Raw genomic sequence first — 14473 nt, 5'->3', positions numbered from 1 at the left:
CGAATGACGGCTGTCCTTTTCGCCGGCATGGGTGGCGGCTGCGACGGGCTGGAGGATGCCGGCTTCCATGTGCATGTCGCCATCAACCATGATCCTGTGGCCGTGGCCGTGCACGAGCGCCGGCACCGCCATACACGACACCTGCGCTGCGATGTCTTCGAGGCTGATCCGCGACAGGTCACCAATGGCCGTGGCGTCCGCGTTTTGCATGCCTCTCCCGATTGCACTCATTTCTCGGTCGCCAAGGGCTCGAAGCCGGTCAGCAAGCGGCGGCGTTCGCTGGCATGGGTGATCTGCCGCTGGGCCGGCACCGTGCGGCCGGAAGTGATCACCATGGAAAACGTGCAGGAGATCACGACCTGGGGACCGCTCATCGCCAAACGCGATCCGGCGACCGGCCGGGTGCTGAGGCTCGACGGAACGGTCGCGGCGAAAGGCGAGCGCGTTCCGGTGCAGGAGCAATGGCTGATACCGGATCCTCGCCATAAGGGCCGCATCTGGCGCGCCTGGCTGAAGCATATGCGCGGGCTCGGCTACAGTTTCGAGCATCGCGTGCTTGTCTGTGGCGACTATGGCGTTCCGACGATCCGCAAGCGGTTCTTCGGTGTCGCGAAGGCCGATGGCGGGCCGATCGCATGGCCGGAGCGCACGCATGCGCCACGCAAGGTGGCCAGGCAGCTCGGACTCAAGCCATGGATCGGCGCGCACACGATCATCGACTGGTCTCTGCCGGTGAAGTCTATCTTCGGTCGCAAGAAGCCGCTTGCCGACGCAACGCTGCGACGCACCGCGCGCGGCGTCATGCGCTACGTCGTCGATGCGGCGAAGCCGTTCATCGTGCCGATCACGCATTCCGGCGGCGATCGGGTCCACGACGCGACTGAGCCGCTGCGGACACTGACGACGGCGCACCGCGGCGAGATGTCGGTTGTGGCACCGGCGTTGATCCGAACCGACCAGCAGAGCGCAGCCAAGCGCAACGGCGTCCAGTCGGCGGAAGAACCTGTCAACACGCTCCACACATCGTCAGGCATCGCCGTCATGGGCGCGACCATCGTCGGCGCCGGCGGCCGGGCAGCGCAGTCGTCGCCACGCGACCTAGAAGAACCGCTTGGCACCACGACGGGCAAGGAAGACCGCGTTCTCGTCGCCGCGCATATGACGAAGTTCAACCAGAACGGCGACGGCTATATGCCGACCGAACCGTTGGACACCGTCATGGCCGGCGCACCGCGTCACGCCGTCGTGGCTGCCAATCTCATCCAGGCTGGCTATGGCGAGCGCGAGGAGCAGGCGCCACGCAGCCTCGACATCCAGGAGCCGATCGGCGCGCAGGTTGCCGGCGGCGGCAAGCATGCGATGGTTGCCGCTTTCCTGGCGCAACATAACACGGGCGAGCCTGGCCGATCGGCCGAGGATCCATTGTCGACCATCGTGACGCTCGGCTCGACGCAGGGCGTTGCTGCCGTCAGCCTGCAGCGCCAGTTCGGTGCCAGTGTCGGCGCGGACGCCGAGGAGCCTGCGCCGACCGTCACGGTCGGCGGAGCGGGCAAGACCGCGATGGTCGCAGCGACGCTCGGCAACATGCACGGCACCAATCAGGACGGGAGACCGATCGACGAGCCCCTGTCGACGGTCTCCGCCGGCGGGAGCCATGCGCACCTCATCCTTGGCTTCCTCCAGCACTATTTCGGCTCGGGCAAGCAGGATGACGACGTGCGCCAGCCGCTCGGCGCGCTCACCGGCAAGGCGCGCTATGGCCTCGTCGAGGTGATGGTCAAGGGCGTGCCGCACTACATCGACGATATCGGTATCCGCATGCTGGAGCCGGAAGAGGGCGCCGCCGCCCACGGATTCAAGCCCGGTGCGCTGCCGGACGAGATCACCATCGACGGCAAGACGCGCCGCCTGACCAAGACCGAGAAATACCATCTGGTCGGAAACAGCGTGCCGCCCCTGATGATCAAGCTGTTGGCGGAATGCAACGTGCGCCGCGAGCTGGTGCTGGAGGCTGCCGAGTGAGCGGGCCTCGCCTTTCCATCATCCCGGCACGCGCGGCCACCGACAAGGCGCTGAAGCCGCGCGACCTGCAGGTTCTTTGCGTGCTCGGGCGTCACACCGATGAACTCGGCTGGTGCACGCGCAGCCAGGTCAAGATGTCGGTCGAAATGGGCTGCGCACGCTCGACCGTGTTCGAGGCGATCGAGCGGCTTGTGTCCGCCGGCTATCTCGAACGCCATGTCGTCGAGCAGTCGAACGGGCGCGACGCGCCGCACATCTATCGCGTCATCCTCGATCCCGTGCACCCGTCGCTCGGCGATCTGAGACCCGAGCCGGATGACGATTTGGACAGCGCTGACCCTGCCGACCAGTCGGCACCCCCTGCCGGTATATCGGCACCCCCTGCCGGTCCTGGACCGGCACCTAAGAACGACTCTCTTAGAACGAATCTGAGAGAGAGCGCGCGTGACGAGGAGGAAAAGGTTCGACGCTGGCTGAAGAAGACGCATCCGGCATGGCCGACCTATGTCAACGACAGCGACGTGAAGGCGCTGGTCGCGGCGATGAAGCTGACCGACGACGAGCGCGACACCGCGGCCGGCAGGCTCGCCGATTACGTCGAGACGGCCAAGGCCAGCGGCAAGGCGGCGGGCCGCACGACGATCTGTTCGTTTGCCGTCTACCTCGACGAGAAGCGCTGGGAGAAGCTGCCGGCGAAGTCCGTGCCTGTCGCCGCGGCGGATGATTACGCGGCGCCGTTCGGGCCGGTATGGATGGCATGGGTTATGGGCCACATGCTGGACGGCCCGGCCAATCCGAACGCCAGCGCCTTCGCTGAGCGTTGGCCGCAGCTCTTCAAGCTGTTCGACATGGCGCGCCACGGCAAGGGCTACCGCTTTGGCGAGCGCTGGCATGGGCTCAAGGGCCAGATGATGGCCGTGCCCGTCGACACGCAACAGTGGCTCGACTGGAAGGCCTGTTTCCAGCAACGCGGCTGGCCCTGGCTGCCGGATCCTGGCCGCGTCGCCTACTTCCCGGTTGGCGGACCGGACGGGCTTGAAGCATTCGAACAGACATTGCGAGGGAACCATGATGCGGGCGGACGTGAAGCGGCTGAATGAGGCTGAGAGTGTCGGCCCGACCGACAGGCAGACAGCCGCGCTCGACCGCGCCAGAGGGATGACCAGGCGCGCCGAGGCGCTGCTTGCGGCGGCTGGTCAGAGCGAATCGGCGATGCACTGGTATGTGCTCCGGACCGAGCCGCATGCCGAAATCGCTGTGGATAAACTTCTGCAGGATGCCAATGTCGAGCACTGGCTGCCGTTCATGAAGGTGGAAAAGCGGCGCCGCGGCGGTCGCAAAAAGCAGGCGAAAGAGGCCGTCTCGATGCTCGCCTGGCCAGGCTATATGTTCGTCCGCATCGTGCCCAAACCAGAAGCTTGGGCGGGCCTTCTGACCGTCAAGGGCGTCGTCGGCGTGCTCGGTGCGAACGAGAAGCTGTTTCCCGTAAGGCACGAGAAAGTCTTGCAATTGCAGGTCTTCCTCGAAGGCAATGTCCTTGCCATGGGTGAGATCGCCTCGGTGCTGCAGCTCGGTCAGATGGTGCGGGTGAATGCTGGCCCGTTTGCCAGTCACAACGGCACTGTCGTCGAGTGGGACGAGGATGCCGGGACCGTCGGTGTCGACGTGTACATCTTCGGTCGCGCGGTGCCGATCACGCTCGGGCTTGATCAGATCGACAAAGGATAGTAGCGAATCCGTCCCAGGACGCCCTGACAGAGTCGCACGCCGTACACGGTGGAAGCGCCAGCAGGACCCAGGCGAAGCGAAGGGCACGGCCCGGTATGCTTCCCCGCGATGGGAAAGATTCCAGACAATGAGCAGCAACGCAGCGCCTTGGCGGCGCTGGTATAAGACGGTGCGATGGCAGCGGCTGCGCGAGCGCATCCTGCTTCGCGACATGTACACCTGCCGCAAGACTGGCGTGCTGCTGATCGGTAAGCACCCTGCACCGAACAGCCCGGTCATCCACCACGACAAAGAGCATCGCGGCAATGAACTGCTTTTCTGGGATGAGGACAACCTGATGGCTGTCTCGAAGGAATGGCACGACAGCGAGGCGCAGAAGGCGGAGCAGGCCAGCCTGCAGCACCGCGGCGTCTGGTACTAGCCCCATCGCCTCGCCTTGTCAGCGTCGACGCTCCTTGTCAGGGCTCACCCTCGCATGGAGGGGGGTGGGTCAAAACTCCCCGACCATGGATCGCCTGGACCCGCGTCCCCCACATTCGGAGATTTTTTTCTGATGGAGCCGAATTTTGACCTGTTCGGTCATCCGGTTCGTGAGGGCTTCGGTAACCGCGGCCGTCCGCCGTATGAGCCGACCGAAAAAGATCGCAACAAAGTCAAGCTGTTGATGGCCTTGGGCTGGGTCAATAGCCGGATCGCCAACGCGATCGGGGTCTCTCCGGCGACGTTGAAGCGGTATTTTAGAGCCGACATGAAGCAACGCGACGCCATGCGCGATCGGCTCGATGCCAGGCGCTTCGAGATCGCCTTCGAGCAGGCGAACGCCGGCAACGTCACCGCCTTGCGCGAACTCGGCGCCATGATCGACCGCAACGATCGCATGACGATCGAGGCTTCCATGGGCAAAGGCAGCGACAGCGCTGCGCCTGCCTCCAACGACAGGCTCGGAAAGAAGAAGATCGACGAGCAGCGGGCCCATGCCGCCGATGCTGACCTGATGGCCGAGCTTGAAAGCGAAGCGGCACAGAATGCTCGCCACTGAGACAACGCCGCGGTTCGCTTGCCCTGATTGGTGGGAGCGCATCAAGGCCGGTCAGACGCCGATGGCCGACGTGCCGCTCAACCAGGCGAAAGCGGCAAAGGCGCTGGCGTTCTTCAATCGGCTCAAGCTGCCCGACGTTCCAGGTAACCCGCCTCTGGCGGACGCGTGCGGCGAGTGGTTCCGCGAAATCCTCGTCGCCTTCCTCGCCAGCGAGGATCCGGAGACAAAACAGCGCCTGGTCTGGGAACTGCTCTGCATGGTTCCCAAGAAGAACTCGAAGACGACTTACGTCGCTGCGCTCGGCCTGACCGCGCTGTTCATGGAGGAAGCGCCGAATCGGCAGATGCTGATCGTGGCGCCGAGCCAGAACATCTCGGAGCGGTGCTTCGACCAGGCGCAAGGAATGATCCGGCTCGATCCTCGGCTCGACGCCATCTTCAAGGTGCAGGATCATCTGAAATGCATCGAGCGCCGCAAGACCGGCACGCAGCTCGACGTGAAGTCCTTCGACACCTCGATCGTCACCGGCGAAATCCCGATCCTGACGATCATCGACGAGGTGCACGAACTGGGCAAGAAGAAGGGAGCCGCCGCCGTCATGCAGCAGATACGCGGCGGCGGCATCACCATGCAGGGCGGCCAGCTGCTGATGATCACGACGCAGTCCGACGAACAGCCGGCTGGCATCTGGAAGACCGAACTCGACAAGGCGCGCAAGATCCGTGACGGCAAGGGCGGCGAAGCGCCGATCCTGCTTCCAGTGCTGTACGAGTTTCCGGCCGACAAACAGCGCGACCAGGCGTTCTGGCGCGACCAGCGCAACTGGCGCTATCTGCTACCGAATATTGGCCGCTCGATCGACCCGCAACGGTTGATTGCCGATTATGAGAACAACGGTCGGGCGACGCAGGAAGCCGAGCAGATTTGGCTCTCGCAGCATCTTAACATCGAAATCGGCGTTGGTTTCGGCGACGACGGTTGGCGCGGCGCCGATTATTGGGAAGACCGGGCCGATCCGTCGCTGGCGTCGCTGGAAGCCCTGATCGAGCGCTGCGAGGTGGCGGTTGTCGGTGCCGACGGCGGCGGCCTGGACGATCTTTTCGGCGTGTGCGTCATCGGCCGCGAGAAGGTCACTCGCCGTTGGCTGGTGTGGGCACATGCCTTTGCCCATCCGAAGGTGCTTGAAGTGCGCAAGGAGATCGCGCCGCGGCTGCGTGACTTCGAGGCCGAAGGCTCGCTCACCATCTGCGGGGTGTCGACCTACATCGCCCGTATCGCCGAGATTGTCGCGCAGGTGCGCGACGCCGGCCTGCTTCCGGAAAAGAACGCCTTCGGCTTCGACCCGAACAACATCGCCGCGCTCGTCGACGCTCTGGCGCTGAAAGGTATCGCCGGCCCGATGCTGCACCGGCTCCGTCAGGGCCCGGCGTTGTCGCCGGCGCTATGGGGACTCGAGCACAAGCTTTCCGACGACACGATCAGCCATGACGGCTCGTCGATGATGGCGTGGGCGGTCGGAAACGTGAAGATCGAGATCAAGGGCAACGGCAACATGGCGACCAAGCAGGCCGCCGGCCGCACCAAGATTGATCCTGTAATCGCCATGCTGTGCGCGGCGATTCTGATGAGCTGGAACCCGGAAGCCTTCGGCAACAGCGTCTACCGCGAACGCGGCATCATGGCCCTTTAGGAGACCAAATGGCTTTCTGGTCAGGCTGGTTCGGAAAAGGCAGCGCGGTCGCAATAGCTGAGCCGCGCGCCGCGGTGCAGAGCGCAGGCCTTGGCCGGCTCATCACCACGTCCGCCGAACTCGAAGAGGCGATGCGTGCCGGCAGCTTTAGCTCTTCCGGCACGCTGGTCACGGCTGATACGGCCATGCGCTCGGCGGCTGTCTATGCCTGCACTCGGATTCGATCGAGCGTCGTTGCCAATCTGCCGATCGATGTGAAGCTGCGCGTGGATGACCGGACGCGCAAGGACGCGTCAGATCACTGGCTCTGGAAATTGCTGCGCCGCCGGCCGAACCGTTGGCAGACGCCGAGCCAATTCAAGCGCATGCAAGAGACGCATCTCCTGCTTCGCGGCAACGCCTATTCGCTTATCGTCTGGTCGCGTGGCGAAGCACTAGAACTGATCCCACTGCATCCGGATCGCGTCGAGTGCAAACAGGCCGACGATCTGTCACTGAGCTACGTCTACACCCGTAAGGACGGTCGCCAGGTCACGCTGTCGCAGAAGGAGGTGATGCACCTGGTCGGCTTGACGCTGGACGGCGTCAACGGCGTTTCCGTGCTGACCTATGCCCGCGAAACCATCGGACTGGATCAGTCGATGGCAAATCACGGCTCCACGATCTTCAAGAACGGTGCTCGCGTCAGCATCGTTCTCAAGCACCCGCAGAAGCTTGGTAAGGAAGGTCTCGATTTCCTCAAGGCCAGCCTCGATGACTATCGCAGCGGCGGCGAGAGCGAGGGCAAAGCGCTCATCCTCGAGGAGGGCATGGACACTTCGCCGTTGGCGATGACGTCAGAAGATGCCCAATGGATCGAGAGCCGAAAATTTTCGCGCACCGACATCGCCATGTTCTTTGGCGTACCGCCGCACATGATCGGCGACACGGAAAAGTCGACGAGTTGGGGCACCGGCCTTGAACAGCAGACGCAAGGCTTCATCACCTTCAGCGCCGAAGATGATCTCACCACTTGGGAAGAGACGATCACGCGGGATCTGATCCCAGCAGACGAGCCAAACCTTTACGTTCGGTTCAACCGGGCGGCCCTGGTGCGGGGTGATATCAAGACCAGGTGGGAAGCCTACAGCATCGGACGTCAGCTCAAGGTCATGTCGGCGAACGACGTTCGCGCGATGGAAGACATGAATCCGATCGAGGGAGGCGACGTCTACGAAAACCCCCTGATCACCGTCGACAAGTCAAAGGAAGTAACGAAATGACCCTGCGCAAGCTGCCTGAGGCCAAAACCTTCCAGCGCCCACAGAACTTTCAGTGGGACGCGCCGTCGGATGTGCTCGCCAAGTGGGCGGAGACGCCGCACGCCGCGGCTGCGGACGATCCGAACACCATCACCATCTTCGACGTCATAGGCGAGGATTGGTGGACCGGCGGCGGCTTCACGGCGAAGCGCATGTCGGCCGCCTTGCGCTCGATCGGTTCGAAGGATGTGACCGTCCAGATCAACTCGCCTGGCGGCGACATGTTCGAGGGCATCGCGATCTACAATCTGCTGCGCGAACACCCGGCAAAAGTGAACATTCAGGTGATGGGATGGGCAGCGTCGGCCGCCTCGATCATCGCCATGGCCGGCGACGATATCCGCATGGGCCTCGGCACCTTCATGATGGTGCACAACGCATGGGGCGTCGTCATCGGCAATCGGCATGACATGCGCGACGCTGCCACCCTGTTCGACGGTTTCGACAGCGCCATTGTCGACATCTATATGGCGCGCAGCGGACAGGACCGCCCGGCCGTCGAGAAGCTCATGGATGCAGAGACCTTCATGGGGCCGTCCGAAGCCGTGAAGAATGGTTTCGCTGACGCCGTCGATGAGGGCATTACTGTGCCCGATTCGAACACCAAGAACATGGATCGCGGGCTCATGGCCCGCAGACAGACGGAAGCCGCGCTCGCCAAGGCCGGCTTTTCCCGAGACAAGCGCTCTGAACTCCTTTCGGAGATGGGCGTCCTGGCGGCCCCGCGTGATGCAAGCCGCAAACCCGCCGCGCGAGATGCAGGCATCGATGAAGCTGCCGTCCGGCAGTTGATCAACACCCTCAAAAAATAGGACCCAAGCCATGAAAAAGGCTTTCTTTCTGGCGGTGCTTTGCGCCGTCATCGCGGTCGTTTGCGTCTCGTTCGCAATGCCGGCCGATCATCTCTCCCACGTCGCCGGCCTGGTGCCGCACGGCGTCGGCACCAGCATGGCCATGATGTGCGCTCCTGTTCTCAATCACCGCGCGCGCGGCCTTGTCGCCATCCGTAATGACGGCGGCGCGAGCGCGACCGCCATCCTCAACGAGCTGAAGCAGACCTTCGAGGCTTTCAAGACGGAGAACGACAAGGCCATCGCCGACCTGAAGAAGGGTCAGGCCGACGTGGTCCAGACCGAAAAGGTCGACCGCATCAACGCCGACATCGCGAAGCTGCAGAAGGCGATCGACGAAACCAATGTCATGCTCGCCGCTCTGAAGGTTGGCGGCACGGCCGGCAACACCGATCCGACCAACGGCGAGCACGCGAAGGCCTTCAATCGCTATTTCCGCAAGGGCGAGGTCGGCAATCTCGGCGAGTTGCAGGTCAAGGCGGCGCTCACCACTCAGTCGGATCCGGACGGCGGCTATCTTGTGCCAACCGAGACCGAAAAGACGATCGACCGCATCATGGGCACGACGTCCATCATGCGCCAGCTCGCGACCATCCTTCCCATCGGCACCAATGAATACAAGAAACTGGTGAACATGGGCGGCGCCGGTTCCGGCTGGGTCGGCGAAGAGGAAGCGCGCCCGCAGACCGGCACGCCGACGCTGCGCGAACTGATCTTCACCATCATGGAACTCTACGCCAATCCGGCCACGACCCGGAACATGCTCGACGACGGTATCATCGATATCGGCGCCTGGCTGGCCGACGAGGTGAACATCACCTTTGCCGAGCAGGAAGGCGCTGCCTTCGTGACCGGCAATGGCGTGAAGCGTCCGCGCGGCATCCTGGCCTATCCGACGGTGGCCAATGCCAATTACTCGTGGGGCAATCTCGGTTTCGTCGTCACCGGCGCGGCGTCTGACTTCGCTGCTACCTCGACGACGGTGAGCCCGGCGGATGCGCTGCTCGACCTGCTCTACTCGCTGAAGCAGGGCTATCGCAACAACGCTTCCTTCCTCATGACCGACATCACGCAGGGCAAGGTCCGCAAGTTCAAGGATGCCCAGGGCGACTATATCTGGGCACCGCCGACCGCCACCGAGAAGGTGCCGACCATCTTCGGCAAGCCGGTCTACACCGACGACAACATGAACGATGTCGGCGCCAACACCTTCCCGGTTGCTGTCGGCGACTTCAAGCGCGGCTATCTGATCCTCGATCGCCAGGGCGTCCGCGTCCTGCGCGACGAGTTCACCAACAAGCCGTACGTCCACTTCTACACGACCAAGCGTGTCGGCGGCGGCGTCTCGAACTTCGAGGCGATCAAGCTGCTGAAGTGCAGCACCTGATAGCAACGTGACGCTTCCTGGGGCGCCGCAAGTCGGCGGCGCCCATCGCTCTCCACTCATTCCAGAAGGAGCAGTCCGATGAAGGACCTGCATTCGAAACTCGCAATCGTGAACGCGTTCGGCCCTGTGGTGCTTGCGGCGGATAATACGCCGGCCGCCATCGACCTGCAGGGCTTCAATGCCGCCGAAATCGAGCTTGCGATCGGCGTCGGCGGCATCACATTCGATGCCACCAACAAGATCGAGTTCAAGCTCACCCACTCCGATGACAATGTGTCCTATTCGGCCGTCACCGATGCCGACATGCTTGGCGTGTCGGGTATCGCCAACGGCATCATCAAGTCGCTTGTCGCCGCTCATGCGGCGGCGGAATCGTGCCGATACGGCTACAAGGGCGGCAAGCGGTATCTCAAGCTTCTGGCGGATTTCAGCGGCACGCACGGCACCGGCACGCCGCTCTATGCCGCCGTGATCAAGGGCAGCGGATACAACAATCCGCAGCCGAACGCAGCCTGATCAACCCCAAACCAGCGATGAGGCCGCCAGCGTGATGGCGGTCTCCATTGCCAAGGAGACAACCCATGAAAGCCATTGTCGAAAAGGAATTCGTCGGCCGCCGTGACGATCACGGCGAATCCGAAACCTTCAAGGTCGGCGCCGAGATCGAGGGCAACCTCGCCGATGTCGCGGTCCGCGAAAAACTCGCCACCGAGATCGCAGCCGACGAAACCACGGACGATGCCAAGCCGTCCAAGGGCCGGCGCGGCAAGTAAGGAAAGGCGTTCCTCATGCTTCGACCCGTCCGCACCACGGCGCCGACTGCTGCCGTCTCCCTCGATGAGATCAAACGGCATGCGAATGCCGTCGATTTCACCGATGACGACGAGCTTCTCGGCATCTTGGTGCAGACGGCGACTGACCATCTTGACGGGTGGACCGGTGTCTTGGGCCGCTGCATCGTCAATCAAGGCTGGCGGCAGGATTTCGGATGCTGGCCGGCCTGTCGCGATCTCCGCCTGCCGTTTCCCGACGTGGCCAACATCGTCGTGAAGTATTCCGACACGGCCGATGCCGAACAGACGGTTTCGAACACCCTCTATGAGACATTGTCGGATGCGCGCGGCGCCTTCATACGGCTGCGCGATAATTTCGATGCACCGGCTCTGAACGATCAGCGCTCCGATCCGGTACGCATCGAATTCACTGCCGGGTTCGGCGCCGTAGATGCTGTGCCGTCCGCGATCAAAGTCGCGATCATGATGCTCGCCGCTCACTGGTATGCGAACCGCGAAGCCGTCGCGATTGGCGATTCCGCCGCGCCGCTTCCGATGGCCGTGGACGCCCTAATCGCTCCCTATCGCCGCGTCGGCGTTTAGCTATTTCCTCACCTCCAACGGAGCACCATTCCCATGGCCGACCTTTCCATCACCGCCGCCAGCGTCGTCGCTGGCGCGAATGCCGTCACCGATAGCGCATCTGCCGGCGAGGCCATCACGGCCGGGCAGCAGGTCTATCTCAACAGCACCTCGAAGAAGCTGATGAAGGCCGATTCGAATGCTGCTTCCGCCGAAGCCCGCAAGGCGATCGGCACGGCGTTGAACGGCGCTGCGCTCGACCAGCCGGTCAAGTTCCAGAAGGGCGGCGACATCACCATCGGCGCGGTGCTGACGCCCGGCGTCGCCTATTACCTGTCGGATACGCCAGGTGGCATCTGCCCGGTCGCCGACATCGGTACCGGGGAATATGTGCAGCTCGTCGGGCTCGCCAAGTCCGCTTCGGTGCTTGCGCTCGACTATCAGTATACCGGCGTTTCGAACTAAATGGCGTGGGTCCGCTTCACGGCTGACTTCGACTTCTCTCCTGCCACGTTCGGCGGCCGGAGCACCACGGCCTACAAGGCCGGCATGGAGTTGAACGTCACCCGCGAATGCGCCGCCGCGGCCAAGGCCGCCGGAAAGGCCGTCGCCGGCCGGAAGCCGCGCAAGGATGCAGCCTTCGAGGAAGTGAGCGATGCGCAAGCCGACGGCCGGTGAGCTCTTCTACAGCGTCGCCTTCGACAAGAAGGGCACGGCGTCAGACGGCGCCGGCGGCACCACGACGGCGTTTACCGAGCAGTTCGCCTGCCGTGCCGCCTATCTGCATCTACGCGGCGGCGAGAGCGTCCAGGCGGCGCGCCTCGAGGGACAGCACCCACAGGTGATCCGCGTGCGCGCCTCGACGCAAACGCGCGGTGTCACGACCGACTGGCGGATTCGGGACAAGCGCAACGGCGATGTCTTCGCAATCCGCGACATAACGCCGGGCCTCGATAGGCAGTTCATCGACTTTCTCTGCCAGAAGGGCGTTGCGCAGTGAAAATCAAGGGCAAAGACCAGTTTCTGGAGCAGATCGCGGCGCTGCCGCAGGCAATCCGCGATGAGGTCGCACAGGCGCTTGAAACATCGGCGGAAGAGACGACCGATCTGATGCGTCGTTTCGCGCCGAAGCGCACCGGCAGGCTGGCGGTGAGCATCGGCTATGGCTTTGGTGATGCACCGGCCGGGTCGCTGAACACGACAGCCGCCAACGCCCGCGCAGCCAAGGCCGAAAGCGGCCTGTCGGTAACGATGTATGCCGGCAGCAGCGAAGCCTATTGGGCGCGCTGGAACGAATTCGGCACGGTCAAGATGGCGGCCAATCCATTTTTCTACCCCGGCTTCCGGTTCGGCAAGAAGCGGGCGAAGGATCGGCTCTCTCGCGCCATCCGCAACGGCGCAAGGAAGGCCTTCGGCAAATGATCGGCCCCGAATTCCAGAAGGCGCAGTTCGCCGTGTTAAGCGGCGCGACCGACTGCGGCGCTAACGTGTTCGACCAAGTGCCCGAGAGCAACCCGTTCCCGCGCATCACGATCGGCGATGAGCAGGTGATTGACGACACCAACACCTGCCAGGCCGCGTGGGAAGTCTTTTCGGATGTGCACTGCTGGTCGCGACCGGCAAGCGGGTCGAAGATCGAGGTCAAGACGATTGCCGCGCAGGTCGTGACTGCCGTGCTCGGCATCACCGCGGTAGCCGGCTTCACGCTGGTGGAGATCGAGCATCAGACGACGCGGTTTTTCCGCGACCCAGACGGCCTGACAGAACATGCCGTCGTTTCCTTCCGGGCCTTGATAGACCCGGCATAACCCGGCCCGGACGGGCACAACCATAGGAGAACCATCATGACCGCTGTGCCTCGCGTTACGGGGTCGAAGCTGCTCGTCCAGATCGGCAACGGCGCAGTCCCCGAAGTCTTCGATCACGACTGCCTGATCAATACCAAGCGTGGCGTGCAGTTCACGTCGGAAACCAACGAGACAATCATGCCGGATTGCGACAATCCGGAGGATCCGGCGTGGAAGTCCGTCACAAAGGATGGCCTGCAGGCTACGATCAGCGGGGCCGGCATGCTCTATGCCGCTTCGCTCGGCGAGTGGTGGGACTGGTACAATGGCGACGACGCCAAGAACGTCCGTTTCAACGTCACCACGGCCGGTTACTGGCTGGGTGCGTTCAAGCTCACCCAGTTTGAGGTGACGGCCGACGGCAACAAGGATACCGCGACGTCGACCGTGACGCTGGTCTCCGACGGCGCGGTCACCTGGACGGCGAACCCCTGATGAGCCGGCACGCCGCAATCGATCTCGAATGGGCGGGAGGGTCGCACACCTTCCGCCTCGGCCTTGCCGAGATCGAGGAGTTGGAAGCGTCCGTCGATATGTCGGTTTTCCTGCTCTATGCCGCCATGAACGCGCAGGTGCCGTTCTCACGCTTGAAGCATTATTCCGAGACCATCCGGCTCGGGCTGATGGGCGGCGGCATGAAGCCGGTCGAGGCCCGGATGCTGGTCAAGCGCTATGTCGACGAGCGTCCGCTCGCCGAGAGCGTGGCGCTCGGCGAGGTCATCCTGCGTGCGGCGATGGAACGTGTTCACGCGCCATCGCTCGAGGATGACGCGCCGGGGGAACAGCAGGCGCCGAAGTCAAGCGGCTCGACTTCGGCGCAATCCACGGCAACGCCGTCCTGATGGGTATTCCGGACGTCGGCGCGCTGTCGCTCGGCCAGTGGACGGCAATCGTCAAGGCATGGAATGCCGCGCATGCATCGGAAGATACGCCGCCAGCGCCGCCGACGGTGGATGAATTCGAGCTCGCCTATGCCAAGGCGAGGGGTATGTTGAACTGATCAACTCTTGGGTTGCTTTGAGGCCCAATATTCGTCGGCGGTGATCAGGCCTCGGCTGAGGCAGTCTTCGCGCAGTTTGATCAGTGTATCGCTTGTTGCCTGCAGAGCGCCATTGCAAGCGAGGACGTCCAAGGCCCGTTGTTCGGCTGCGTCGCGCGCCCGTTTGGCCCGAAGCTCGCCGACAAGAAAATAGCCACCCGCGACGATGATGACGATGCACGCCGCCGCGATCAGCGCTTTCAACCAACTTTCC

General features: G+C 63.4%; 21 protein-coding genes. 20 read left to right on the top strand and 1 reads right to left on the bottom strand.

What is annotated here, in order from left to right:
• The first annotated feature begins 3 nt into the window (after positions 1-3).
• The 20 genes from LB572_RS01095 (at position 4) to LB572_RS01000 (ending at position 14220) form a co-directional block, all read left to right on the top strand.
• Positions 4-2022: a DNA cytosine methyltransferase gene (locus LB572_RS01095; RefSeq protein ID WP_224666353.1), complete on the top strand. Its 2019-nt coding sequence runs from the start codon at positions 4-6 to the stop codon at positions 2020-2022.
• Positions 2019-3122, top strand: a complete 1104-nt coding sequence (locus LB572_RS01090) for a helix-turn-helix domain-containing protein (protein ID WP_224666352.1) — start codon at positions 2019-2021, stop codon at positions 3120-3122. The genes LB572_RS01095 and LB572_RS01090 overlap by 4 nt, the downstream gene beginning before the upstream one ends.
• Positions 3091-3750, top strand: a complete 660-nt coding sequence (gene nusG / locus LB572_RS01085; protein WP_224666351.1) for a transcription termination/antitermination protein NusG — start codon at positions 3091-3093, stop codon at positions 3748-3750. Before LB572_RS01090 ends, nusG begins: the two co-directional genes overlap by 32 nt.
• A 127-nt stretch (positions 3751-3877) precedes the next feature.
• Positions 3878-4171 carry an HNH endonuclease gene (locus LB572_RS01080; protein ID WP_224666350.1) on the top strand — a complete coding sequence of 98 codons (294 nt, stop codon included), beginning with the start codon at positions 3878-3880 and terminating at the stop codon, positions 4169-4171.
• A 54-nt stretch (positions 4172-4225) separates the two neighbouring features.
• Entirely contained in the window at positions 4226-4789 is a 564-nt protein-coding gene (locus tag LB572_RS01075) for an AraC family transcriptional regulator (RefSeq protein WP_224666349.1), read from the top strand.
• Complete coding sequence (locus tag LB572_RS01070) at positions 4776-6479, top strand: terminase TerL endonuclease subunit (RefSeq protein ID WP_224666348.1); 1704 nt, start codon at positions 4776-4778, stop codon at positions 6477-6479. The genes LB572_RS01075 and LB572_RS01070 overlap by 14 nt, the downstream gene beginning before the upstream one ends.
• Before the next feature lie 8 nt (positions 6480-6487).
• Entirely contained in the window at positions 6488-7741 is a 1254-nt protein-coding gene (locus LB572_RS01065; protein ID WP_224666347.1) for a phage portal protein, read from the top strand.
• Positions 7738-8592, top strand: a complete 855-nt coding sequence (locus tag LB572_RS01060; RefSeq protein ID WP_224666346.1) for a head maturation protease, ClpP-related — start codon at positions 7738-7740, stop codon at positions 8590-8592. Before LB572_RS01065 ends, LB572_RS01060 begins: the two co-directional genes overlap by 4 nt.
• 10 nt (positions 8593-8602) lie before the next feature.
• Complete coding sequence (locus LB572_RS01055; RefSeq protein WP_224666345.1) at positions 8603-10018, top strand: phage major capsid protein; 1416 nt, start codon at positions 8603-8605, stop codon at positions 10016-10018.
• Positions 10019-10096: 78 nt separating this feature from the next.
• Entirely contained in the window at positions 10097-10534 is a 438-nt protein-coding gene (locus tag LB572_RS01050; protein ID WP_224666344.1) for a hypothetical protein, read from the top strand.
• Positions 10535-10599: 65 nt separating this feature from the next.
• Complete coding sequence (locus LB572_RS01045; protein WP_224666343.1) at positions 10600-10791, top strand: hypothetical protein; 192 nt, start codon at positions 10600-10602, stop codon at positions 10789-10791.
• Positions 10792-10806: 15 nt separating this feature from the next.
• Positions 10807-11394: a head-tail connector protein gene (locus tag LB572_RS01040; protein WP_224666342.1), complete on the top strand. Its 588-nt coding sequence runs from the start codon at positions 10807-10809 to the stop codon at positions 11392-11394.
• A gap of 33 nt (positions 11395-11427) precedes the next feature.
• A complete protein-coding gene (locus tag LB572_RS01035) occupies positions 11428-11838 on the top strand; it encodes a hypothetical protein (protein ID WP_224666341.1) in 411 nt (136 codons plus the stop codon).
• A complete protein-coding gene (locus LB572_RS01030) occupies positions 11839-12051 on the top strand; it encodes a hypothetical protein (RefSeq protein WP_224666340.1) in 213 nt (70 codons plus the stop codon).
• Entirely contained in the window at positions 12029-12373 is a 345-nt protein-coding gene (locus LB572_RS01025) for a phage head closure protein (RefSeq protein ID WP_224666339.1), read from the top strand. Before LB572_RS01030 ends, LB572_RS01025 begins: the two co-directional genes overlap by 23 nt.
• A complete protein-coding gene (locus LB572_RS01020) occupies positions 12370-12795 on the top strand; it encodes an HK97-gp10 family putative phage morphogenesis protein (protein WP_224666338.1) in 426 nt (141 codons plus the stop codon). Before LB572_RS01025 ends, LB572_RS01020 begins: the two co-directional genes overlap by 4 nt.
• A complete protein-coding gene (locus tag LB572_RS01015) occupies positions 12792-13181 on the top strand; it encodes a DUF3168 domain-containing protein (protein ID WP_224666337.1) in 390 nt (129 codons plus the stop codon). The genes LB572_RS01020 and LB572_RS01015 overlap by 4 nt, the downstream gene beginning before the upstream one ends.
• A 36-nt stretch (positions 13182-13217) precedes the next feature.
• On the top strand, positions 13218-13655 hold the full coding sequence (locus LB572_RS01010) for a phage tail tube protein (RefSeq protein ID WP_224666336.1): 438 nt from the start codon (positions 13218-13220) through the stop codon (positions 13653-13655).
• The gene (locus LB572_RS01005; protein ID WP_224666331.1) at positions 13655-14062 is read left to right on the top strand and encodes a gene transfer agent family protein; all 408 of its coding nucleotides are present in this window, start codon (positions 13655-13657) and stop codon (positions 14060-14062) included. The genes LB572_RS01010 and LB572_RS01005 overlap by 1 nt, the downstream gene beginning before the upstream one ends.
• Positions 14062-14220, top strand: a complete 159-nt coding sequence (locus LB572_RS01000) for a hypothetical protein (protein WP_224666329.1) — start codon at positions 14062-14064, stop codon at positions 14218-14220. The genes LB572_RS01005 and LB572_RS01000 overlap by 1 nt, the downstream gene beginning before the upstream one ends.
• Here LB572_RS01000 and LB572_RS00995 read toward each other — a convergent pair whose 3' ends face one another.
• Positions 14221-14463: a hypothetical protein gene (locus tag LB572_RS00995; RefSeq protein ID WP_224666327.1), complete on the bottom strand. Its 243-nt coding sequence runs from the start codon at positions 14461-14463 to the stop codon at positions 14221-14223.
• Between the last annotated feature and the right edge of the window lie 10 nt (positions 14464-14473).

Origin of the sequence: Mesorhizobium sp. BH1-1-5, assembly GCF_020165615.1 — a bacterium.
Classification (GTDB): domain Bacteria; phylum Pseudomonadota; class Alphaproteobacteria; order Rhizobiales; family Rhizobiaceae; genus Mesorhizobium.
Note: the sequence above shows the minus strand (reverse complement) of the source record. Positions and strands in the feature narration are given on the sequence as shown.